21 protein-coding genes are annotated in these 20,762 nt (G+C 68.9%); 11 read left to right on the forward strand and 10 right to left on the reverse strand.

What is annotated here, in order from left to right:
• Window positions 1-6 precede the first annotated feature (6 nt).
• Window positions 7-2,361, forward strand: coding sequence for a TRAP transporter large permease (locus tag SALMUC_RS14715; RefSeq protein WP_020038748.1), 2,355 nt, complete (start codon window positions 7-9; stop codon window positions 2,359-2,361).
• A 150-nt stretch (window positions 2,362-2,511) separates the two neighbouring features.
• Window positions 2,512-3,270, forward strand: coding sequence for a MauE/DoxX family redox-associated membrane protein (locus tag SALMUC_RS14720; protein WP_020038747.1), 759 nt, complete (start codon window positions 2,512-2,514; stop codon window positions 3,268-3,270).
• A 28-nt stretch (window positions 3,271-3,298) separates the two neighbouring features.
• On the opposite strand, the gene SALMUC_RS14725 is transcribed toward SALMUC_RS14720, so the two are convergent.
• From SALMUC_RS14725 to SALMUC_RS14735, 3 genes are all read right to left on the reverse strand, one after another.
• Window positions 3,299-4,111 carry an arginyltransferase gene (locus SALMUC_RS14725; protein WP_037372020.1) on the reverse strand — a complete coding sequence of 271 codons (813 nt, stop codon included), beginning with the start codon at window positions 4,109-4,111 and terminating at the stop codon, window positions 3,299-3,301.
• A gap of 124 nt (window positions 4,112-4,235) precedes the next feature.
• Entirely contained in the window at window positions 4,236-4,685 is a 450-nt protein-coding gene (locus SALMUC_RS14730) for an RDD family protein (protein ID WP_020038745.1), read from the reverse strand.
• 75 nt (window positions 4,686-4,760) lie between these two features.
• A complete protein-coding gene (locus SALMUC_RS14735; protein WP_020038744.1) occupies window positions 4,761-5,189 on the reverse strand; it encodes a DUF2852 domain-containing protein in 429 nt (142 codons plus the stop codon).
• Window positions 5,190-5,388: 199 nt separating this feature from the next.
• Between SALMUC_RS14735 and SALMUC_RS14740 the strand changes: the two genes are divergently transcribed.
• A complete protein-coding gene (locus SALMUC_RS14740) occupies window positions 5,389-5,733 on the forward strand; it encodes a hypothetical protein (protein ID WP_020038743.1) in 345 nt (114 codons plus the stop codon).
• A gap of 164 nt (window positions 5,734-5,897) precedes the next feature.
• Here the strand turns inward: SALMUC_RS14740 and SALMUC_RS14745 are convergent, their stop codons facing one another.
• Window positions 5,898-6,365: a YbaK/EbsC family protein gene (locus SALMUC_RS14745; protein ID WP_020038742.1), complete on the reverse strand. Its 468-nt coding sequence runs from the start codon at window positions 6,363-6,365 to the stop codon at window positions 5,898-5,900.
• 100 nt (window positions 6,366-6,465) lie between these two features.
• On the opposite strand from SALMUC_RS14745, the gene SALMUC_RS14750 reads away from it, so the two are divergent.
• Both SALMUC_RS14750 and SALMUC_RS14755 read left to right on the forward strand, forming a co-directional pair.
• Window positions 6,466-9,246 carry a bifunctional [glutamate--ammonia ligase]-adenylyl-L-tyrosine phosphorylase/[glutamate--ammonia-ligase] adenylyltransferase gene (locus SALMUC_RS14750; protein WP_021120440.1) on the forward strand — a complete coding sequence of 927 codons (2,781 nt, stop codon included), beginning with the start codon at window positions 6,466-6,468 and terminating at the stop codon, window positions 9,244-9,246.
• Window positions 9,243-9,506: a hypothetical protein gene (locus SALMUC_RS14755; protein ID WP_020038740.1), complete on the forward strand. Its 264-nt coding sequence runs from the start codon at window positions 9,243-9,245 to the stop codon at window positions 9,504-9,506. The genes SALMUC_RS14750 and SALMUC_RS14755 overlap by 4 nt, the downstream gene beginning before the upstream one ends.
• A gap of 78 nt (window positions 9,507-9,584) precedes the next feature.
• Here the strand turns inward: SALMUC_RS14755 and eda are convergent, their stop codons facing one another.
• Window positions 9,585-10,229 carry a bifunctional 4-hydroxy-2-oxoglutarate aldolase/2-dehydro-3-deoxy-phosphogluconate aldolase gene (gene eda / locus SALMUC_RS14760; protein WP_020038739.1) on the reverse strand — a complete coding sequence of 215 codons (645 nt, stop codon included), beginning with the start codon at window positions 10,227-10,229 and terminating at the stop codon, window positions 9,585-9,587.
• A gap of 43 nt (window positions 10,230-10,272) precedes the next feature.
• The gene (gene edd / locus SALMUC_RS14765) at window positions 10,273-12,078 is read right to left on the reverse strand and encodes a phosphogluconate dehydratase (protein ID WP_020038738.1); all 1,806 of its coding nucleotides are present in this window, start codon (window positions 12,076-12,078) and stop codon (window positions 10,273-10,275) included.
• A gap of 294 nt (window positions 12,079-12,372) precedes the next feature.
• Between edd and SALMUC_RS14770 the strand changes: the two genes are divergently transcribed.
• The 3 genes from SALMUC_RS14770 (at window position 12,373) to SALMUC_RS14780 (ending at window position 15,274) form a co-directional block, all read left to right on the forward strand.
• Window positions 12,373-13,569 (forward strand): RSP_2647 family RNA methyltransferase, encoded by a 1,197-nt coding sequence (locus SALMUC_RS14770; RefSeq protein ID WP_020038737.1) that lies wholly within the window; start codon window positions 12,373-12,375, stop codon window positions 13,567-13,569.
• The gene (locus SALMUC_RS14775) at window positions 13,566-14,108 is read left to right on the forward strand and encodes an RSP_2648 family PIN domain-containing protein (protein WP_020038736.1); all 543 of its coding nucleotides are present in this window, start codon (window positions 13,566-13,568) and stop codon (window positions 14,106-14,108) included. Before SALMUC_RS14770 ends, SALMUC_RS14775 begins: the two co-directional genes overlap by 4 nt.
• Before the next feature lie 80 nt (window positions 14,109-14,188).
• A complete protein-coding gene (locus SALMUC_RS14780; protein ID WP_021120442.1) occupies window positions 14,189-15,274 on the forward strand; it encodes an ABC transporter ATP-binding protein in 1,086 nt (361 codons plus the stop codon).
• A 13-nt stretch (window positions 15,275-15,287) separates the two neighbouring features.
• On the opposite strand, the gene SALMUC_RS14785 is transcribed toward SALMUC_RS14780, so the two are convergent.
• Window positions 15,288-16,190 carry an AEC family transporter gene (locus SALMUC_RS14785; RefSeq protein ID WP_020038734.1) on the reverse strand — a complete coding sequence of 301 codons (903 nt, stop codon included), beginning with the start codon at window positions 16,188-16,190 and terminating at the stop codon, window positions 15,288-15,290.
• Window positions 16,191-16,371: 181 nt separating this feature from the next.
• Here SALMUC_RS14785 and SALMUC_RS14790 point away from each other — a divergent pair, with 181 nt between their 5' ends.
• The gene (locus SALMUC_RS14790; RefSeq protein WP_020038733.1) at window positions 16,372-16,830 is read left to right on the forward strand and encodes a GNAT family N-acetyltransferase; all 459 of its coding nucleotides are present in this window, start codon (window positions 16,372-16,374) and stop codon (window positions 16,828-16,830) included.
• A gap of 15 nt (window positions 16,831-16,845) precedes the next feature.
• On the opposite strand, the gene SALMUC_RS14795 is transcribed toward SALMUC_RS14790, so the two are convergent.
• Window positions 16,846-17,691, reverse strand: coding sequence for an AAA family ATPase (locus tag SALMUC_RS14795; RefSeq protein WP_020038732.1), 846 nt, complete (start codon window positions 17,689-17,691; stop codon window positions 16,846-16,848).
• A 254-nt stretch (window positions 17,692-17,945) separates the two neighbouring features.
• Between SALMUC_RS14795 and dksA the strand changes: the two genes are divergently transcribed.
• Both dksA and SALMUC_RS14805 read left to right on the forward strand, forming a co-directional pair.
• Window positions 17,946-18,368 (forward strand): RNA polymerase-binding protein DksA, encoded by a 423-nt coding sequence (gene dksA, locus SALMUC_RS14800; RefSeq protein ID WP_020038731.1) that lies wholly within the window; start codon window positions 17,946-17,948, stop codon window positions 18,366-18,368.
• Between the two features lie 81 nt (window positions 18,369-18,449).
• Entirely contained in the window at window positions 18,450-19,625 is a 1,176-nt protein-coding gene (locus tag SALMUC_RS14805) for an FAD-dependent monooxygenase (protein ID WP_020038730.1), read from the forward strand.
• 60 nt (window positions 19,626-19,685) lie between these two features.
• Here SALMUC_RS14805 and SALMUC_RS14810 read toward each other — a convergent pair whose 3' ends face one another.
• Together SALMUC_RS14810 and SALMUC_RS14815 are read right to left on the reverse strand one after the other, a co-directional pair.
• The gene (locus SALMUC_RS14810) at window positions 19,686-20,144 is read right to left on the reverse strand and encodes a CreA family protein (RefSeq protein WP_020038729.1); all 459 of its coding nucleotides are present in this window, start codon (window positions 20,142-20,144) and stop codon (window positions 19,686-19,688) included.
• Between the two features lie 16 nt (window positions 20,145-20,160).
• Window positions 20,161-20,646, reverse strand: coding sequence for a pyridoxamine 5'-phosphate oxidase family protein (locus SALMUC_RS14815; protein WP_020038728.1), 486 nt, complete (start codon window positions 20,644-20,646; stop codon window positions 20,161-20,163).
• Window positions 20,647-20,762: the final 116 nt, after the last annotated feature.

A 20,762-nucleotide genomic window follows, 5' to 3' on the forward strand; every position in this document is an offset into this window, starting at 1 on the left:
GGGTAAATGCTTTTCGGACTCGATGGCGTCGAGATCGGCCTGATCATCGTCTTTCTCACGCTTTTCTCCGCGATCCTTTCGGGCTTTCCGGTGGCCTTTGCCATCGGTGGCGCGGGGGTCATCTCCTTCGGCATCATTGCCGCGCTCGACAGCGCGGGGCTGCTGGTACACCAGGCCATCGACACCACGTCGCAAGCCTATGACGCGCTGATCGCCTCGGGCGTGAAGGCGGACGACATCTCGGTCTTCCGATACCCGGAACTGCCGCGCTACGCGATGCCGGTCTTCGACCGGGGCTGGGAGATGGCGCTCGACCGCAACGTGTCGTTCATCGTCAACCGCGTGAACGAGCGCGTCATCGCGGGGCAGAGCATCGAGACGCTGCTCGCGGTGCTGATGTTCGTGATGATGGGCATCGTGCTCGAGCGGTCCAAGATCGCCAACGATCTGCTGACCACCATGGCGCGGGTCTTCGGCCCGCTGCCGGGCGGTCTCGCGGTGTCGATCGTCGTCGTGGGCGCCTTCCTCGCGGCCTCGACCGGGATCGTCGGCGCGACCGTGGTGACCATGGGTCTGCTGGCCCTGCCCACCATGCTGCGGAACAACTACTCGCCCGAGTTGGCGACGGGCGTGATCGCCGCCTCGGGCACGCTGGGGCAGATCATCCCGCCGTCGATCGTGATCGTTCTGCTGGGCACGCTCGCGGGCGATCTCTATGCCACGTCGCAGGAGGCGCGCGCCCAGGCGGCGGGCTGCACCGACGCGCTCACGCTGCTGGGCGAGCCGGCCGTGGTCTCGGTCGGCACGCTCTTCCAGGCCGCGCTGCTGCCGGGCATCCTGTTGGCGGGTCTCTATGCCGCCTATGCCTTCGGCTACGCGATGTTCAATCCGTCCAAGGCGCCGCCGGTGCAGCTGGGCGGCGACACTGGCGAGGCGGTGACGCGCGGCGAGGCCGTGACCTGGTATCTCTTCGTGCCGGCGCTGATCGTGGCGGGGACCATCGGCCTTGGTCAACTGGGCGTCGTGGGCTCGCAGTCGGTGGATGTCGACCGCTTCTCGGAAGCGGGCGAGGTCGCCAGCCTGCGCACCAACGTCTCCGAAGAGTGCCAGGCCGCGATGATCGACCTGCACGGCCAGTCCGCCTGGGACCAGGCGGTCGAGGAGCAGGCGGCCATCGACGAGGCCGGCGGCTTCGAGCAGGCGGAGGAGCTGAGCGAGGAGCAGATCGCCCAGAACCGCGCCGCCGCCATCGAGAGCGCGGCGCCCATCGGCACCGGCATCGCGGTCATCGCGGTGATCCTCGGGATCGTGCTGGCCATGGCGCGAGGCGTGTCGCCCTCGTCCGAGCCGCTGCCGCTGGTGGTGGGGGCCGCGGGCCTCGTGCTGGGGCTGGCGGTCGACTGGCTGCTCATCGCGCCCGACATGTCGGCGATGTCGACGGTGCTGCTGATGCTGATCCCCTGGGTCATCGCGCTTTGGGGGGCAAAGCACGCCGCGCAGCGGCTGGGCCAGAACGAGCTGATCCGTGTGGTCTTCCCGCCGCTGGTGCTGATCGTGGCGGTGCTGGGCTCGATCCTGGGCGGCATCACCAACCCGACGCCGGCGGCGGCGCTGGGGGCGGCGGGCGCCATCATGCTCGCGGCCTACCGGAAACTCGGCGAGCAGGAGCGCAGCCCGCGCATCATCCTGTGGGCGACCTTCGCGGTGGTCATCATGATCCTCGTGGGCATCAACTTCGACCTGCGGATCACCGGCGAGACGGTCGATGCGGAGACCTGGATCGCCTTCATCGTGGCGCACGCGGCCTATCTCTTCGCCTTCTTCGGGCTGCTCTACGCCTGCTGGATCCTGCTGCGCGCGGGCGTGCTGGGACCGGCGGTGCGCGAGACCGCGAAGGTGACCTCGATGGTCTTCACGATCCTCGTGGCCTCGCAGCTGCTGAACCTCGTGGTGATCTCCTTCGGGGGCGAGCACTACATCCAGCAGTTCCTCATGAGCTTCGATGACGAGCACAAGGTCTTCCTGATCGTCATGCTGGTGCTCTTCATCCTGGGCTTCGTTCTGGATTTTCTCGAGATCATCTACATCGTGGTGCCCATCGTGGGCCCGGTGATCTACGGCGGCTCCTTCGATCCCAAGTGGGTGACGATCATGATCGCGGTGAACCTGCAGACCTCGTTCCTGACCCCGCCTTTCGGCTTCGCGCTGTTCTACCTGCGCGGCGTGGCCCCGGCGAGCGTGACGACGGGACAGATCTATCGCGGGGTGCTTCCCTTCGTGCTGATCCAGGTGGCCGGCCTCGCGCTGCTGTGGTTCGCGCCCGGCATCGTGACCATCGTGCCGGACCTGATCCCGAACTGATCCCTGACCGCCGCCCGCCGGAGCCTCCGGCGGGCGGTGCAGCCATCCGCGCCCGGCGCGGCGCGTTCCCGTGAAAGGACCCGCAAGGGAACCTTCCACCGCTGGAACGCCGTTTCTCCCTCAGCACCCCACGCAGACGGGAGATCCGCAATGCCCTTCGATGACACCTCGAAAACCGCGACGCTTTACCGGATGGTCATGCCCGGCCACCTCTGTCCCTTCGGTCTCAAGACCAAGGATCTGCTCGAACGGGAGGGCTATACCGTCGAGGATCACCCGCTCGAGACGCGTGAGCAGACCGAGGCCTTCATGGACAAGCACGGGGTGAAGACCACGCCGCAGGTCTGGATCGGAACCGAGCGCATCGGCGGTTACGAGGAGGTGCGCGAGTTCTTCGGCAAGCGCGTGAAGGCCAGCGACGAGACCTCCTACCGGCCGGTCGTCGCGATCTTCGGCATCGGCCTGCTCATGGCGCTGGCGGTCAGCTGGGCGGCCGAAGGTGCGCTGCTGACCCTGCGCACCTTCGAATGGTTCATCGCGATCTCGATGACACTGCTCGGCATCCAGAAACTGCAGGACGTCGAGAGCTTTTCGACCATGTTTCTCAACTACGACCTGCTTGCCCGGCGCTGGGTGCGCTACGGCTACATCTATCCCTTCGCCGAGACGCTGGCGGGCGTGCTGATGATTGCCGGGGCGCTGGTCTGGATCTCGGCGCCCGTTGCGCTTTTCATCGGGACCGTGGGGGCGGTGTCGGTCTTCAAGGCGGTCTATATCGACAAGCGCGAACTCAAGTGTGCCTGTGTCGGCGGTGGCAGCAACGTGCCGCTTGGCTTCGTGTCGCTGACCGAGAACCTGATGATGATCGCGATGGGCCTGTGGATGCCGGCCAAGGCCCTGCTGTTCTGAGGCACCTCCGGGGCCTTGCGGCCCCGGGTCAGCTCCGGCTGTCGGGCAGCGAGATGTTGGCCACCTGCTCGGCAATGGGGTCGGTCGAGAGGGGGTGCATCTCCATCTCGTAGTCGCGCGTGTCGTGCATCCGCTCCCAGCGGCCGCGACGATAGACCTCGAGCGCGTCGAACTGCGCCTTGTAGCCCATCTTGGGCGAATTCGGCACCCAGTAGCCCAGGTAGACGTAGGGCAGCCGCGCCTCGCGCGCGATCTCGATGTGATCGAGGATCATCCAGGTGCCCAGGCTCTGGCGGTGCAGCTCGGGGTCGTAGAAGGAATAGACCATCGACACGCCGTCATCGAGCACATCGGTCAGGCAGACCGCCTTGAGATCGCCGCTCTCGCGGTCGGTGTATTCCACCACGCGGCTGCGGATCGGGGTTTCCTCGATCATCGCGGCGAACTCGAAGATGTCCATGTCGGCCATGCCGCCATCGGCGTGCCGCGCGTCGAGATAGCGGCGGAAGAGCGCGAACTGCTCCTCGGTCGCCCAGGGGCTCGAGGCGCGCCGCGCGAGGTGGCCGTTGCGCTTCACGAGGCGCCGCTGGCTCTTGGAGGGCGTGAACCGGTCAACGGCGATGCGGGCCGACAGGCAGGCCGCGCAATCCGAGCAGGACGGCCGGTAGAGCACGTTCTGCGACCGGCGGAAGCCCTGCTTCGAGAGGCTGTCGTTCAGCTTCTCGGCGGTGTCGCCCTGCAGCGCGGTGAAGAGCTTGCGCTCCATCCGGCCGGGCAGGTACGGGCAGGGTTGAGGAGCCGTCACATAGAATTGCGGCGCAAGTGGCAGCGAGTGTCGCATTAGGTTCCCGTCGGCGGCGTTGGCGAACGAAAACGTAGCAACGAAAATTCGCTCCGCCAACCCCCCGGATATGGGGATCGGCGGCCCCGCGCGCGCTCTGCCGCCGCGTCGCGTGCGGCTGCGGTCAGGCGCGCCGGTTGAGCGCGGTGGTGCCCAGCACCAGGTCGGTCAGGCCCTGGCCGCGTTCGGTCACGCACATGCAGACGATCGAGATCAGCTGCAGGGGCATGAAGGCGACGGAGACCGAGTAGCCCAGCGTGTGCAGGAAGGCCTGCATCCCGTCGAGCCGCTGGCCGCGCCAGTCGCGGAACTCGATCGCCATGAGGCGCATGCCCCAGGTGGCCGAGCCGCCGGCAATGGTGATGACCCGGTAGGCGAAGCCGACCACCATCCAGAGCGCGAAGAAAACGAAGGCGCCCAGGAAGGCGGTGAAGACGAGGGCGATCAGCACGAGCACCGCCACGACGAGGGTGTCCACGACCCAGGCGAGGCCGCGCTTGAGCGGCACGCTGTCGTAGAAGCCGCTCTGGCGCTGCGGGTCGGGCAGGTGCGAATAGGCGTCGTCGGGATACATGGACTGGCTCATCACTCGTGGGGGCTGTTGGATCATAGCCCATGGCCCCGGGTCGGGGCCATGGGGGAAGCGCGCTCAGGCGCCTTGGGTTTCGGCTTCGTCCATGTCACGCGGCGCGCGGCTGCGCTCTTCCATGAACTGGTCGAACTCGGCCTTGTCGCGAGCTTCGCGCAGGCGCTGGAGGAAGTCCTCGAAGCTCTTCTGCTCGTCCTCGAGCCGCTTCAGCGTGTCGGCCTTGTAGGCGTCGAAGGCGGCGTTGCCGGTCGGCCGCATGGCGTGGAAGCCGTGTGCATAGGCGTTGCGGTGGCGGGTGCAGGACTTCGAGAACATGCGATTGCTCCAGATCATGTAGGCGAGGAGGGCGAGGCCCACCGGCCAGAAGGCGATGAAGCCGAGAACCATGGCGACGATCCATGCGGGCTTGCCGCGGGCGTCGAGCCACATCTCGGCACGCTTCAGCCAGCCGGGACGGGCGGCGGTATCAAGGTGCGCGGTTGCGGTCATCTGTTGGTGTCCTTTGCTCTCGTGTGTGATGTGAATGCCTTTCACATTACGAGAGATGGGAAGCGGACGGCCGGGCCGCAAGGGGTGATGTGAATGTTTTTTACATTCGATTTCTGTCCGTTTGCGGGACCGCAGCCGTTTGATCATTGACAGCGGCAAGCCTCGGCTTGCAGCCTGACGTTACGGAAAAGGAGAACCCATGATGTTTCAACGAGTAAGATCTTTTGCCGCCTTGTCGGTCATTGCCCTGGGCCTGTCCGCTTGCGTCGAGTCAGAGCCGATGCAGACCGGCGCGACCAACAGCTCTTCGACAATGATGACCCGCGCCGAGACGGTCGCCGGTGGCTCTGTCACGCAGGCTGAACTCGCCTCCGCCTATGCGGAGGGCGAAGACCTCAAGACCGTGGCAGACCAGCCGGCTGGCCAGAATTTCGGCGCCGCGTGCAGGCGGCTGTTCAGCGCGACAAATTCACCGAGCGAACTGAATTCGCTGGAGGCCTCGACCTCGATCACGATGGCGAAGTGTGCTGGCTACATGAGCTGATGGCGGGCGCTGTGCGCCCGTGCGGCAGGGCGGGATGAGCCCGCCACCTGGCGAGAGACCGCCGTGACCCGCGTAGGCCCGTTCCGCGCGGGTCCTTCATTCCGGGCCCGATCGTGGGCGGAGGCGCACGGCCGGGCCGCCCGGCTCGTTCGCCCCGCCTGAGACTATTCCGTGAACCCGGCGACCTGGGCCCCAGTCAGGGCTACCAGAGACGCGGAACTGATCGCGAAGACGTGCCGCGGGGTGCCGGCCGCGGCCCAGACAGTGTCGAACTCGAGGAGCCGCGGATCGAGCCAGGCCCGGATCGGCGAGAGATGCCCCAGCGGCGCGACGCCGCCGATGGCAAAGCCCGTCTGCTCGCGGATCAGCGCGGCGTCCGCCTTGCCCAGCGGCTCTCCGGCACAGTCAGAGGCGAGTGCGTCGCAGACGCGGTTGCCGCCGGCCGTGAGAAAGAGCACCGCGTCGCCGCTGCGCTCGGCGCGGAAGATGATCGACTTGGCAATCTGGTCCACCTCGCAGCCGACGCTGTCGGCGGCCTCCTGCGCGGTCCGGGCCTGGCCCACCTCGCGGATCTCGGGGGTGACCCCCGCCGCCTCCAATGCCGCGCGCACGCGCTTCAGGCTCTTGCTCATGCCGTGTCTCCGGATCGTTCGGCGCGCAGGTAACCCCGGCCTTGAGCGAAGGGCAACCTGTTCGGTTGCACATCCGCCCGCTGCATGGCCATCTGTGCCCATGAATTTTGCATCCCGCATCACCCGGCTGCCCCGTGCCGTCGACCCCGACCTTGGCCGCGAAGCGCGCGATGCCGCGCCCTGGGCCGATGGCGACCTGGCCGAGCTGCTCGTCGGCGCGGGCGGGTCGAGCCCCTACCTCTCCGGGCTCATCCAGAAGGAAGCCGGCTGGCTCGAGGGGGCGCTCGACGATCCCGAAGCCGCTTTCGATGCGCTCTGCGCCGGCCTGCCGGGCGAGGAGGCGGTGGGCGCGGTGCTGAGGCGTGCCAAGCGGCGGGTGGCCCTGCTGGTGGGGCTGGCCGATCTTGCCGGGGTCTGGCCGCTGGAGACCGTGACCGGGCGGCTGACGGACTTTGCCGATACCGCCGTGCGCCACGCGCTCGAGGCCGCCATCGCGCGCGAAGTGGCTCGGGGAAAGCTGCCGGGTGCCACCGAGGACGACATCGCGGGCGCCGGTGGGCTCACCGTGCTGGCCATGGGCAAGATGGGCGCGGGCGAGCTGAACTATTCCTCGGACATCGACCTGATCTGCCTCTTCGACGAGACGCGCTACGACCGCGACGACTACCACGCCGCGCGGTCCTCGCTGGTGCGGGCGACGCGCAACATGGCCGCGACGCTGAGCGATCTCACCGGCGAGGGTTACGTCTTTCGCACTGACCTGCGGCTGCGGCCCGACCCCTCGGTCACGCCGGTCTGCATGGCGATGGAGGCGGCCGAACGCTACTACGAGAGCCTTGGCCGTGCCTGGGAACGCGCGGCCTACATCAAGGCGCGGCCCTGCGCGGGCGACATCGCGGCGGGCGAGCAGTTTCTCGAGACGCTGCGGCCCTTCGTCTGGCGGCGGCACCTCGATTTCGCGGCGATCAAGGACGCCCATGACATGCGCCTTCGTTACCGTGACGCCAAGGGGCTCTCGGGCGAGATCACCCTGCCGGGGCACAACATGAAGCTCGGCCGTGGCGGCATCCGCGAGATTGAGTTCTTCACCCAGACGCGGCAGATCATTGCCGGCGGGCGCGACCCGGACCTGCGGGTGCGCGGCACGGTCGAGGGGCTGAGCGTGCTGGCCGACAAGGGCTGGATCCCGCGCGATGTTGCCGACCGTCTGACCGGGCACTACCGCGCGCACCGCGAGGTCGAGCACCGCGTGCAGATGGTCAACGACGCACAGACCCACCAGTTGCCGGGCTCGGACGAGGGCATGGAGCGCATCGCCGCACTCATGGGGCGCGAGGCCGGGGATCTGCAGGCCGAGATCCGCGAGCGGCTCGAGGACGTGCACGAGCTGACCGAAGGGTTCTTCGCCCCCGATCAGCGCGCCTCGAGCAGCGCGGCGGTGCCCGAGGAGCTCGAATGCAGCCCCCTGGTGGCGCGCTGGCCGAGCTACCCGGCGCTGCGCTCCGGGCGCGCGGTCGAGATCTTCGATCGTCTCAAGCCCGAGATCCTCCGCCGGCTGGGCGAGGCCGCGCGCCCCGAGGAGGCGCTTGCGGCCTTCGACGGCTTTCTCGCCGGGCTGCCGGCGGGGGTGCAGCTTTTCTCGCTCTTCGAGGCCAATCCGCCGCTGGTGGACCTGCTGGTCGACATCGTCACGACCTCGCCCGATCTCGCGCGCCACCTGTCGCGGAACGCGGGTGTCTTCGACGCGGTGATCGGCGGCGATTTCTTCGCCGACTGGCCCGGGCGCGCGGCGCTCCAGGCCGATCTGTCCGAGGCGCTCGACCGCGAGGACGACTACGAGCGCCGGCTCGACATGGCGCGGATCTGGACGCGGGAGTGGCATTTCCGCGTGGGCGTGCACCTTCTGCGCGGCCTGAGCGAGCCCGAGGAGGCCGGGCAGCAATACGCCGATCTGGCCGAGGCGGTGATCGCGGCGGTCTTCCCCGTGGTGCAGGAGGAATTCGCCCGCAAGCATGGCCCGCCGCCGGGGCGCGGCGCGGTTGTCATGGGCATGGGCAGCCTCGGCTCGCGGCGGCTGCATGCGCTCTCGGACCTGGACATGATCGTGATCTACGACCCTGCGGGTGTTGAAAGCTCCGAGGGGCGCCGCCCTCTCGCCGCGCGGACCTACTACGCGCGGCTGACGCAGGCGCTCATCACGGCGATGAGCGCACCGATGGCCGAGGGCAAGCTCTACGAGGTCGATATGCGTCTGCGTCCCTCGGGCAACCAGGGGCCGGTGGCGACCTCCTTTGCCTCTTTCAGCCGCTACCAGCGCGAAGAAGCCTGGGTCTGGGAGCACCTGGCGCTGACCCGCGCGCGGGTGGTTGCGGGGCCTGCGGACCTGGCGGGCGAGGTCGAGGCCTGCCGGGCCGAGGTGCTGGCCATGCCGCAGGACCGCGACCGCGTGCTGGGCGAACTGGCGCGGATGCGAGCGCGGATCGCCGCGGCCAAGGGGCCGGGCGGGCTGTGGGACCCGAAGCTCGGTCGCGGCCGGATGCAGGACATCGAACTGGCGGCACAGGTGGGCGCGCTTCTTGTCGAACGGCCGCCCCGGCGCACGGCGCAGGGGTTGCGCGCGGCGTTGCGGGCCGGCTGGCTCGACGCTGAGGCGGCCGAGACGCTGACCTCGGCCTACCGGCTGTGCTGGAACCTGCAGATCGGCGCGCGGCTGATCACCGAGGGTGAGCTGGACCCCGAGACGCTGGGTGCCGGCGGCCGGGCCTTCCTGGCACGGTTGACGGGTTGCGACGACATGGAGGCGCTAGCCGAGGCGCTGCGCGAGTGCAGTGCGCGTGCGGCCGGGATCATAGACGAGGCACTGCCGGAGGTGGAGGCATGAGCAAGGGCGACGAGGCGGATCCGAAGGGGCTGATCGCCGAGGCCTACCGGATCGACGGGATCAGCGCGGGCGAATGCCGGACGATATTCCTCGACTGGGCGCTGTCGGTTCCGGGGAATGCCGATGTGCCGGCGCTGATCGAGCGCTTGCTCGCGCGGCACGGTGTGCCGGGTCATCCGATGACCGAGGTGCTGGCCGATGGGCGCGCGGCGGGTGCGCAGCCGCGCCGCCGAGGTGGCGCGCGCGGGCGCCGCAGCTGACTGAGGCGGGCCCCGGGACGATCCGGACGATATGTCCCGGGGGTGCCAGTCGTGGGAGATGCCCGGCGTTGGCGGGCGTCAGTCGCGGGGCAGGGCGGCCGCCTCTGCGGCCAGGGCTTCGATCGCGGCCCAGTCGCCGGCCTGGACCTTGTCCTTGGGCGCGACCCAGGAGCCGCCGACGCAGAGCGTGTTGGCGAGTCCGAGGTAGTCGCCCGCGTTCTTCAGGCTGACCCCGCCGGTGGGGCAGAAGCGGATCTGCGGCAGCGGCGCGCCGATGGCCTTGAGCGCGGGTGCCCCGCCCGAGGCCTCTGCCGGGAAGAACTTCTGCACCGTGTAGCCGCGCTCCAGCAGGCGCAGGGCCTCGGTCGCGGTGGCCGCGCCGGGCAGAAGCGGCAGGTCGGCCTCTTCGCAGGCGTCGAGCAGCCGGTCGGTCGCGCCGGGCGAGACGCCGAACTTGGCGCCGGCCTCCACGGCCTTCTTGACGTCGTCGGGCGTGACCAGCGTGCCTGCGCCTACGATGCCGCCCTCGATCTCGGACATCGCGCGGATGACCTCGAGCGCGGCGGGCGTGCGCAGCGTGACCTCGAGCACCGGCAGACCTCCGGCGACCAGGGCTGCGGCCAGCGGGCCGGCATGGGCCACGTCGTCCACGACGAGCACCGGGATCACCGGGGCCATGCGGCAGAGCTTTTCGGATTCGATGCTGGCGGCTTCGGGTGTCATCGCGTCTGGGTCTTTCTGTTGATGGAGATTCGGTGTCGCGGTGTCACACGACCACCGCAGCCCCGTTGGAGGCAAGGCCAACGTTCTGGCGGAAGGCCTCGAAGAGTTCTCGGCCGACGCCGTGGTCGTTGTCGGCCAGATCGGCCGTCACCGGCGTGCGACTGTCGAAATCGGGTGCGAGACAGCTCAGCGTGCCCGCCGTCGCGTCGACCCGGACCACGTCGCCGTCCCGCAGCTTGGCGAGCGGCCCGCCGTGCGCCGCCTCGGGGCACACGTGGATCGCCGCGGGAACCTTGCCCGAGGCGCCGGACATGCGCCCGTCGGTGACCAGCGCCACCTTCAGGCCGCGATCCTGCATCACCGCGAGGGTCGGCGTCAGGCCGTGCAGTTCGGGCATGCCGTTGGCACTCGGGCCCTGGAAACGGACGACGACCACGGTGTCGCTCGTGAATTCGCCGGCCTTGAAGGCCGCCTTGACCGCCTCCTGGTCCTGGAAGACCCGCACCGGCGCCTCGATCACGTGGCGCTCGCGCTCGACGGCCGAGACCTTCATGATGCCGTGGCCGAGGTTACCGTCCAGCTGCGCAAGCCCGCCGGTCGGCTGGAAGGGATCGGCCGCAGGGCGCAGGATGCGGTCGTTCTGCGTCTCGCGGGCGGCCTCCCGGTAGGTGACCTCGCCGTCGGTGAGCTTGGGCTCCTGCGTGTAGTGGCGCAGCCCGTCGCCTGCGACGGTGGTGACATCCTCGTGCAGCAGGCCCGCATCGAGCAGCTCGGCCATCATGTACTGCAGCCCGCCCGCCGCGTGGAAGTGGTTCACGTCGGCCAGCCCGTTCGGGTAGACCTTGGCCATCAGCGGTGTGACGTTCGAGATCGCGTCGAAATCCTCGAGCTCGAGCACGATGCCCGCCGCCCGCGCCATGGCGGGCAGGTGCAGCACGAGGTTGGTCGAGCCGCCGGTCGCCATGAGCCCCACGATGCCGTTCACGAAGGCCTTTGCGTCGAGCACGTCGCAGACCGGGCGATAGTCGTTGCCAAGCTTGGTGATCTCCAGCGCGCGCTGCGCCCCGGTCGTGGTCAGCGCGTCGCGCAGCGGCGTGTTCGGGTTCACGAAGGAGGCACCCGGCAGGTGCAGCCCCATGAACTCCATGAGCATCTGGTTGGTGTTGGCGGTGCCGTAGAAGGTGCAGGTGCCGGGGCCGTGATAGCTTGCCATCTCGGCCTTCATCAGCTCGTCGCGGCCGATCTCGCCCGTGGCGAACTTCTGGCGCACCTTGCTCTTCTCGTCGTTGGGCAGCCCGCTGGTCATCGGGCCCGCCGGCAGGAAGATGCCCGGGATGTAGCCGAAGGTCGCCGCCGCGATCACCAGCCCGGGAACGATCTTGTCGCAGACGCCCAGGTAGACGGCCGCGTCGAAGGTGTTGTGCGAGAGCGCGACGCCCGCCGCCAGCGCGATCACGTCGCGCGAGAACAGCGAGAGCTCCATGCCGACCTGGCCCTGGGTGATGCCGTCGCACATCGCGGGCACACCGCCCGCGACCTGCGCGGTCCCGCCCGAGGCGCGTGCCGCCTCGCGGATGAGATCGGGAAAGCGCTCGAACGGCTGGTGCGCCGAGAGCATGTCGTTGTAGGCGGTGACGATGCCGAGGTTGGGCGCGCGGCCGCCGGCCAGTGCGTCCTTGTCGGCGCCCGAGGCGGCGTAGGCATGGGCCTGGTTGCCGCAGGTCAGGTGCGCGCGGCGCGGGCCCTCGTCGGCGGCGCGGCGCATCCGGTCGAGATAGCTGGCGCGCCGGGCGGCAGAGCGTTCCTCGATGGCTTCGGTGACCCGGGCGATGGTGGCGTCGAGCGGCATCGTGACCTTCCTTTCCGACAAAGCGCCGATCCGTTGGGCGACGTCTGCCTCGGGATGTAGCGCAGTTAGCGCTAACCGTAAAGCCGTCGTGGCATGTGTGGCCGTGACCGGCAGGCCTTTGCACGCCTGCCGATCCGAAACTGCGCGAGAGGCGCTTTCCTTGGCAGAACCGCGGCTCGGCAGAGGGCCACGCGGGTGTCCGGGGTCCTGTATCGCGTTCGATTTTTGCCGGCGATCACGACCGGGCGGATCGGCGCTTTCCCTCGGCAAGGGGCACGGGCTATAGGGAGCTCCATGACTGCTGCCTCGCTTCCCGTGATCCGCCTCAAGCCCAAGGCCAACGCCCGCGCCATTCGCCGCGGCTTCCCTTGGGTCTATGCCAACGAACTGGTGCTCGACCGCCGCACGAAGGCGCTCGCGCCCGGCACGGTGGCGCTGCTCGAGGACCAGGACCGCAAACCGCTGGGGCTCGTGGGCCTCACGCCCGCCTCGCGCATCGCCGCGCGGATGCTCGACCGCGACACCGGGGCCGAGATCGGGCGCGACTGGCTGGCCGCGCGGCTGACCCGTGCGCTGGCGCTGCGCGAGCGGCTCTATGAGGCGCCCTACTACCGCCTCGTGCATGCCGAGGCCGACGGGCTGCCCGGCGTCATCATCGACCGTTTCGGCGATACCGCCGTGGTGCAGCCGAACGCCGCCTGGGCCGAGGCGCTTCTGCCCGAGCTGGCGCAGGCGCTGGTCGAGGTCGCGGGCGTGACCAACGTGCTCAAGAACGCGGGGTCGCGCGGGCGCTCGCTCGAAGGGCTGGACGACATCGACGCGGTGCTTGCAGGCGCCGCGCCCGAGGCGCCGGTGCCGGTCGATATGAACGGCGCCACCTACATGGCGGACGTGACCGGCGGGCAGAAGACGGGCCTTTTCTACGACCAGCGACCGAACCAGGCCTTTGCCGCGCGGCTGGCGCGCGGGCAGCGGGTGCTGGACGTGTTTTCCCACGTCGGAGGCTTCGCGCTGGCGGCGCTGGCGGGCGGCGCGACGAGCGCGCTGGCGGTCGACGGCTCGGCCCCGGCGCTCGCGCTGGCCGAGGAGGGCGCGGCGCGCATGGGCGCCGCGGAGCGCTTCGCGACCCGCAAGGGCGACGCCTTCGATACGCTCACGGCGCTGGGGGACGAGGGCGAGCGCTTCGGCCTCGTGATCTGCGATCCGCCAGCCTTTGCCCCGGCCAAGCCCGCGCTCGAGGCCGGGCTGCGCGCCTACGAGCGTGTCGCGCGCCTTTCGGCGCCGCTGGTCGAGGAGGGCGGCTTTCTCGTGCTCTGCTCCTGCAGCCATGCTGCCGACCTCTCGGTCTTCACCGGCGCCTGCCTGCGCGGCATCGGGCGCGCGGGGCGGCGGGCGCAACTGCTGCATACGGGCTTTGCCGGGCCGGACCACCCTCTGCTGCCGCAACTGGCCGAGTCGGGCTATCTCAAGGCGCTGGTCTTCCGCCTGTGAAGGTGCTGCTCGACACCAACGTGATCTACCCGACGGTGATGCGCGAGGTGCTGCTGGGCGTGGCCGCGACCGGCGCCTTCACCCCGCTCTGGTCGGGGCGCATCCTCGAGGAATGGGCGCGCGCCGCGCGCAAGCTGGGCCCCGACGGCGAGGCGCAGGCCCGCGCCGAGATCGCCCAGGTGCGCGCCGCCTGGCCGGCGGCCGAGGTCGCCTGGGCGCCCTCGCTGGAATCCCGCCTCTGGCTGCCCGATCCCGCCGACCTGCACGTGCTGGCCGCGGCCATCGCGGGGTCTGCGGATGTGATCGTGACGGTCAACGCCAAGGACTTCCCGCGCAACATCCTTGCCGACGAAGGGCTCAGCCGAGCCGATCCCGACGGCTTCCTGCTGGGCATCTGGCAGGCGCAGCCGGGCATGGTGGCCGAGGTCTGCGCGCGGGTCCGGGCCGAGGCCGAGCGGCTCTCGGGCGAGCCCTGGCCGATGCGCAAGCTGCTCAAGAAGGCGCGGCTGCCGCGGCTCGGCAAGGCGCTTTCGGACTGAGCCTTGCGGCCCTGCGGCGGGGTTGCTAAGTCGCGTGCAAGTTTCCCGATGAATTCCATCGGAATAAGGGCGAGGCAGGCGTGGACACCCCCACACCCAGACTTGAAATCCGGGACCTGGTCCGGCGGTTCGATGGCCGCGCGGTGGTGGACCACGTCTCGCTGACCATCGCGCCGGGCAACGTGACCTGCCTGCTGGGGCCCTCGGGCTGCGGCAAGTCCACGACCCTGCGCATGATCGCCGGCGTCGAGATGCAGGATGAGGGCACGATCCACGTCGACGGCAACCTCGTCTGCGATACCGTCTTCCGCATCCCGCCCGAGCGGCGGAACATCGGGCTGATGTTCCAGGATTTCGCGCTCTTCCCGCACCTTTCGGTTGGCGACAACGTGGCCTTCGGGCTGAAGGGCGACCGCGCCGCCAAGCGCAAGCGCGCGGGCGCGCTGCTCGAAAGGGTGGGGCTGTCACACTTCATCGACGAGTTTCCGCACCAGCTGTCGGGCGGTGAGCAGCAGCGCGTGGCGCTGGCCCGCGCTCTGGCGCCGCAGCCGCGCATCATGCTGATGGACGAGCCGTTTTCCGGGCTCGACAATCGCCTGCGCGACGGCATCCGCGACGAGACGCTGGCGCTGCTCAAGGAAGAGGGCGCCTCGGTCCTGCTGGTGACGCACGAACCCGAAGAGGCCATGCGCATGGCCGACGAGATCGCGCTGATGCGCGACGGTCAGATCGTGCAGCGCGGCGCGCCCTACAACATCTACAACGCGCCGGCCGACAAGGCCGCGGTCGCGTTTTTCAGCGACGTCAACGTGTTGCGCGGCAAAGTTGAAGGTGCGCTGACCGATACGCCCTTCGGCGTCTTCCTCGCGCCCGGCGTGCCGGACGGGGCCGAGGTGGACATCGTCTTCCGCCCGCAGCACGTGAACATCGACTTCGATCGCAACGGGCGCGGCCCGCATCCGACCGAGATCGCCGGCACCCCGGCGCGCGGCGTGGTGCAGCGGGCGCGTTTCCTCGGCTCGGAAAGCCTCGTGGAATTCCGCATGGAGTTCGACGGCGGCATCATCCGCGCCAGTGTGCCCGACGTCTTCCTGCCCGCGGCAGGCACGCCGATGTGGCTCAGCGTGCGTCGGAACCGCTGCTTCGTCTTCCAGGCGGCGGACTAGGCGCGCGGAGGGCTCACGCCAGCCAGGCCAGCGAGAAGAGCGAGAGCGCCGAGGTCCAGATGATGACCGGCGCCACCGCGTCGGTTCGCACCCCGTTGAGTAGCGCCAGCGCAAAGGCCATGGCCCCCGAAGGACCGGCGGCGTTCAGCACGAAGAGGTCGAACCAGCGCCCTTCGGTCCCCGTCATCATCAAGGCGGCGAAGACGAGCGCGGGAAAGGCCAGCAGCTTCATCCCCGAGATCGCCGCGACCACGGGCGAGGGCACGAGGCTCTGGCCCGAGAGGATCACGCCAAGCGCGAAGAGCGTCAGCGGGGCTGCGCCCGCACCGGCGAAGTCGGCTGCGGTCAGCAACGGCTCGGGCACCGCGATACCGCCGAGGTTCACCGCCGCGCCCAGCACGATGGCGATCAGGATCGGGTTGGTGACGATCCGTTTCACCGGCGCCGCGATCCCGGCGGAGGGATTGGCGATCAGGTCCGTCGTGATGATGAAGAAGGCGAAGCTCACCGAGGCGTCCCAGGCCACGATGGCGGTGATCGGCAGGGCGGCTTCCTCACCGTAGATCAGGTAGGAGATCGGCCAGATGTAGAGCAGCGAGTTGACGAAGATCACCGCCATGGCCAGCAGCCAGGCCTCTGCCAGCTCGCGCCGGAAGATCCAGCGCGCGACGGCGAAGGCCGCGACGAAGGCCACCACCTCGCAGAGCGCGTAGACCGCGAGCGCGCCGAGCTGGAACTCGTGGAAGGGCACCGAGGCGATAAGCGGGAAAATCAGCGCCGGTTGCAGCAGCAGGAAGGCCACCCGGTTCACCGCGCCCGCCTCCTCGCGCGAGAACTTGCCCACGCGGCCCAGGATGAACCCCAGCGCGAGCATGGAAAAGACCGGCAGGATGTTGTGGGTGAGGACGTGAAGCATGGGACCGCGCACTTGGTATACCAGTTGCGGCGGAGCCTGCGCGGCTTTCTCGCCGCGGTCAACCGATCCGGGTGGCGGTGCCGCGAGGGGCGCGGCTTTTCCGGGGAGAGGGGGTTGAACCCGACCCGCCGCATATGTTTGCAACGGAGGCTTTGGAGACCCGCCCGAGGACGAACCGCCCATGACCGAGCTGACACTCCGCCGCAACGACACCCGCGATCTCGCCCCGCTGGGCCGGCTGCTGGCCGATCCCGACGACCTGGCGCTGGTGAACCCCAGTGCCAAGCATCCCTTCGATGCCGCCGAATGGTCCGAGAAATGGCTCAACGAGCTCGACGACGAGTCCTTTTTCATCGTCGATCCCGAGGGCCGCGAGGTGGGCTTTTTCGCCCTGCGTGTGGGCGTCGGCCCGGAGGTGCGGCACCTGACCTACGTCTTCGTGGAGGAGGAGATGCGCGGCGGCACCGGCCACCAGATGGCCGGCTGGATCGAGCGGGCCGCGCGCGACCTTGGCGCGCTGACCATCACGCTGAAATGCGAGACCGACAACGAGCCGGCGCTGCGCGTCTACCAGGCTGCGGGCTACGAGGAGCTCAGCCGCAAGGGCGGCATGGCAACCATGCGGCTGGACCTCGACTGAGGCCCCGCCGCCGCGTCACCGTCCGCGGCGCGCCATGAAGGCCAGCCGCTCGAAGAGGTGCACGTCCTGCTCGTTCTTGAGCAGCGCGCCGTGCAGACGGGGCAGGGCGCTGGCACCGTCGCGCTTGAGGTCGGCGGCGTCGAGATCCTCGGCCAGCAGCAGCTTGAGCCAGTCCAGCACCTCGGAGGTCGAGGGCTTCTTCTTGAGGCCCGGCTGATCGCGCAGCTCGTAGAACTGCGTCAGCGCGGTATCGAGCAGCGCGCGCTTGATGCCGGGATGGTGCACCTCGACGATCTGGCGCAGAGTCTCGTGGTCGGGGAACTTGATATAGTGGAAGAAGCAGCGGCGCAGGAAGGCGTCGGGCAGTTCCTTCTCGTTGTTCGAGGTGATGATGACGATGGGCCGCTGGCGCGCGCGCACCGTCTCGCCGGTCTCGTAGACGTGGAACTCCATCCGGTCGAGTTCCTGCAGCAGGTCGTTGGGGAACTCGATGTCCGCCTTGTCGATCTCGTCGATCAGCAGGACGGTCTTGTGATCCGCCTCGAAGGCCTGCCAGAGTTTGCCCTTGCGGATGTAGTTGGCGACGTCGTTCACCCGCTCGTCGCCGAGCTGACTGTCGCGCAGACGGCTGACCGCGTCGTATTCGTAAAGCCCCTGCTGCGCGCGGGTGGTGGACTTGATCGACCATTCGATCATCTCCAGCCCCAGCGCGGAGGCCACCTGGCGGGCCAGCTCGGTCTTGCCGGTGCCGGGCTCGCCCTTGACCAGAAGCGGGCGTTCGAGCGTGATCGCGGCGTTCACCGCCATGGTCAGGTCGTCGGTCGAGACGTAGTCGGTCGTGCCGTCGAAACGTGCCGTCATGTGTGGCTCCTTTCGGGGTATACCCCTTTGGCTACCGGGCACCCGGACGCATTGCAAGCCGCCGCAGGGCAGCTGTGCAAAGGTCGGCGGGATGCTGTGCCAAAGCATTGTGCGACCGCCGCGATTTCGCCCGAAAGCCCCACTATTGTGTAGTGACATCCCTGCGGGGCTGGGGTAAGTGCAGCGGCGCAAGGGGTGCCGGATCTTGAAAGGTTGTGGACTTGTCGGAATCCGGCTTTGAAGAGGGAGCAGCCATGAAGCCCGAAACCTTTCTTCCAGACGATTATCGTCCGGCCGAAGACGAGCCGTTCATGAACGACCGTCAGACCGAGTACTTCCGCCGCAAGCTGATCGCCTGGAAGAACGATCTGCTTGCCGAGAGTCGGGACACGATCGAGGCGCTGCAGGAGGCCACGCGGAACATTCCCGACGTGACCGACCGTGCCAGCGAGGAGACCGACCGCGCCCTCGAACTTCGCACCCGTGACCGCCAGCGCAAGCTGGTCGCCAAGATCGACTCGGCCCTGCGCCGGATCGAGGAAGGCGAATACGGCTACTGCGAAGTGACCGGCGAACCGATCTCGCTCAAGCGGCTCGATGCCCGCCCGATCGCGACCATGAGCCTCGAGGCTCAGGAACGCCACGAGCGGCGCGAGAAGGTGCACCGCGACGACTGACACATCGCGGAAAGGCACGAACAGGATACCGGAAACGCCGGGGCATAAACGCCCCGGCGTTTCCGTCTCGGGGAAGTGGAAATGACGCTGCAAGGCAGGCAGACCGTCGTCGTCGGCGGAGGGATCGGGGGACTGGCCGCGGCGCTGGCGTTGGCGCGCCGCGGGGCCGAGGTCACGGTGCTGGAACAGGCCGAGACGATCTCCGAAGTGGGCGCCGGCCTTCAGTTCAGCCCCAACGGCATGCGGGTGATCGAGGCGCTTGGGCTGGGCGCGGCGCTGCGCGCGCGCGCCTGCGCGGCTGGCGCGGTCAGTCTTCGTGACTACCGCCGCGGGAGCGAGGTGGTGCGCCTCGATCTCGGTCGGCTGCCCCTCGGCTGGGACTACTTCTTTGTCCATCGCGCCGATCTCATCGACATGCTTGCCGGCTCAGCGCGCGCCGCAGGTGTGCGACTCCGCCTGCTTCAAAAGGTGTCACGCGTCCGCCCGGGCAAGCGGGTCGCGCTGGAACTGGCCAACGGCGACGCATGCGAGGCCGATCTGGTGGTGGGGGCGGATGGTCTGCACTCGGTCGTGCGGCAGGGGCTGAACGGAGTCGTGGCGCCCTTCTTCACGCACCAGGTGGCCTGGCGGGCGGTGGTGCCGAACGTGGTGGATCATCCCGACGAGGCCCGCGTGCACATGGGGCCCGGGCGGCACGTCGTGAGCTATCCGCTGCGCGAGGGACGGATGGTGAACCTCGTCGCCGTCGAGGAGCGGCGCGACTGGACCGCGGAAAGCTGGTCGCAACAGGACGACCCGCAGAACATGCGAAGGGCCTTTGCCGGTTTCTGCGAGCCGGTGCAGCGCCTGATGGAGGCGGCCGAGAGGCCCGGGCTCTGGGGACTCTACCGCCACCCGGTCGCGCGGCACTGGTCGGCGCCTGGCGTCGCGATCCTGGGTGACGCGGCGCACCCGACGCTGCCCTTCATGGCGCAGGGTGCGAACATGGCGCTGGAGGATGCCCTCGTGCTGGCGCAGTGCCTCGAGGCCGAACCGGACCAGGAGGCAGCGCTGACGCGCTACCGCGAGTTGCGCCGTGACCGCTGCGTGCGCGTGGTCGAGGCGGCCAATGGCAACGCGTGGAAATACCATCTGCGCAATCCGCTGGTGCGCGGCGTGGCGCACCTAGGCATGGGCGCGTTGGGGCGGCTGGCGCCGGACAGGTTGCTGCACCAGTTCGACTGGATCTATGGCTACGACGCGGGCCACGTTCTTTAGGGGCCGGCAACGGCGCTCGCTCCTGCGGAGCATCGCCCCGCCCGCCGTCCCCGGCGTGTCTCACTCGGCGTCGCTGCCGTAGAGGGGCACCGTCGAGATCGCGAGCTTGGCCGAACCGTCCGCGACCTCGCGCGCGTGCACAAGGTAGATCAGCGTGCGGTTCGCCTCGTCGTAGATGCGTTTCACGCGCAGTGATTTCAGGATGATGGAGCGCGAGGCGCGGAAGACGTCCTCGCCGTCGTCGTCGCGGTCGATGTCGCCGATCTCGATCGGCCCGGTCTGGCGGCAGGCGATGGAGGCATTGGAGGGATCCTCGAACCAGTTGCCCTTGGTCAGCCGGTCGACAAGACCGCGTTCGAAGTAGGCGACATGGCAGGTGACGCCCGCCACGTCGGGGTCGGCAACGGCCTCGATGATGATGTCGTTGCCGGTCCAGTCCACGCCGACCTCGCCGACCTGCTCGGCCCTGGCCATGAGGGGAACCAGGCAAAGCAGAGCGGCGAGGGGGCGTAATTTCATCGGTCGGATCTCCGGATCAGAACGTCACGCGGGCGTGCTCACCCACGTCGGGCGTGCCGCCCTTCACGTTGGCACGGGCGATCTCGTAAAGGAAGCTCGCGCCGCCGTCACCGGCCCAGACCTCGGCATCGTGCGGCGTCATCTTGACCAGTCGCACCGACTCGTCGTCGCGGCCGTTCTCGAACCAGGCACCGGCCACGGCGCTCCAGATCTCGTCGAGCTTCTTGGAATCGTCCGAGATGTCGATCTTGCCGAAGACGTTGGCAAAGACGTTGGCCTTGGAGTCGGCCACGTGGAACGAGGCTTCGCCACCGCTGTGTGCCGCGCGGTCGGCGGCCGAGCCGCGTGCGGTGATGAACCAGATCGCGTTCTCGTCGGGATCGGCATGCGGCGACATGGGCACCGGGCGCTCGCCGTCCGCGGCCAGCAGGCCGGCCCGGACGTCGTCGAGGCGCTTCCAGAAGGCTTTCCTGACGTCGCTGGTTTTCACGTCCGTCGACATGGTGTCTCCTTTCATTCGTGTCGTTCGCGGGGCCAACGCCGTGACGTCGCGGCGCGTTCCGCGGGACTTGACGCACGGCGGCGACACTGCGTAGATTTGAACAAGCGTTCAATAAC

The sequence above is a fragment of the Salipiger mucosus DSM 16094 genome (genome assembly GCF_000442255.1).
GTDB classification, from domain to species: domain Bacteria; phylum Pseudomonadota; class Alphaproteobacteria; order Rhodobacterales; family Rhodobacteraceae; genus Salipiger; species Salipiger mucosus.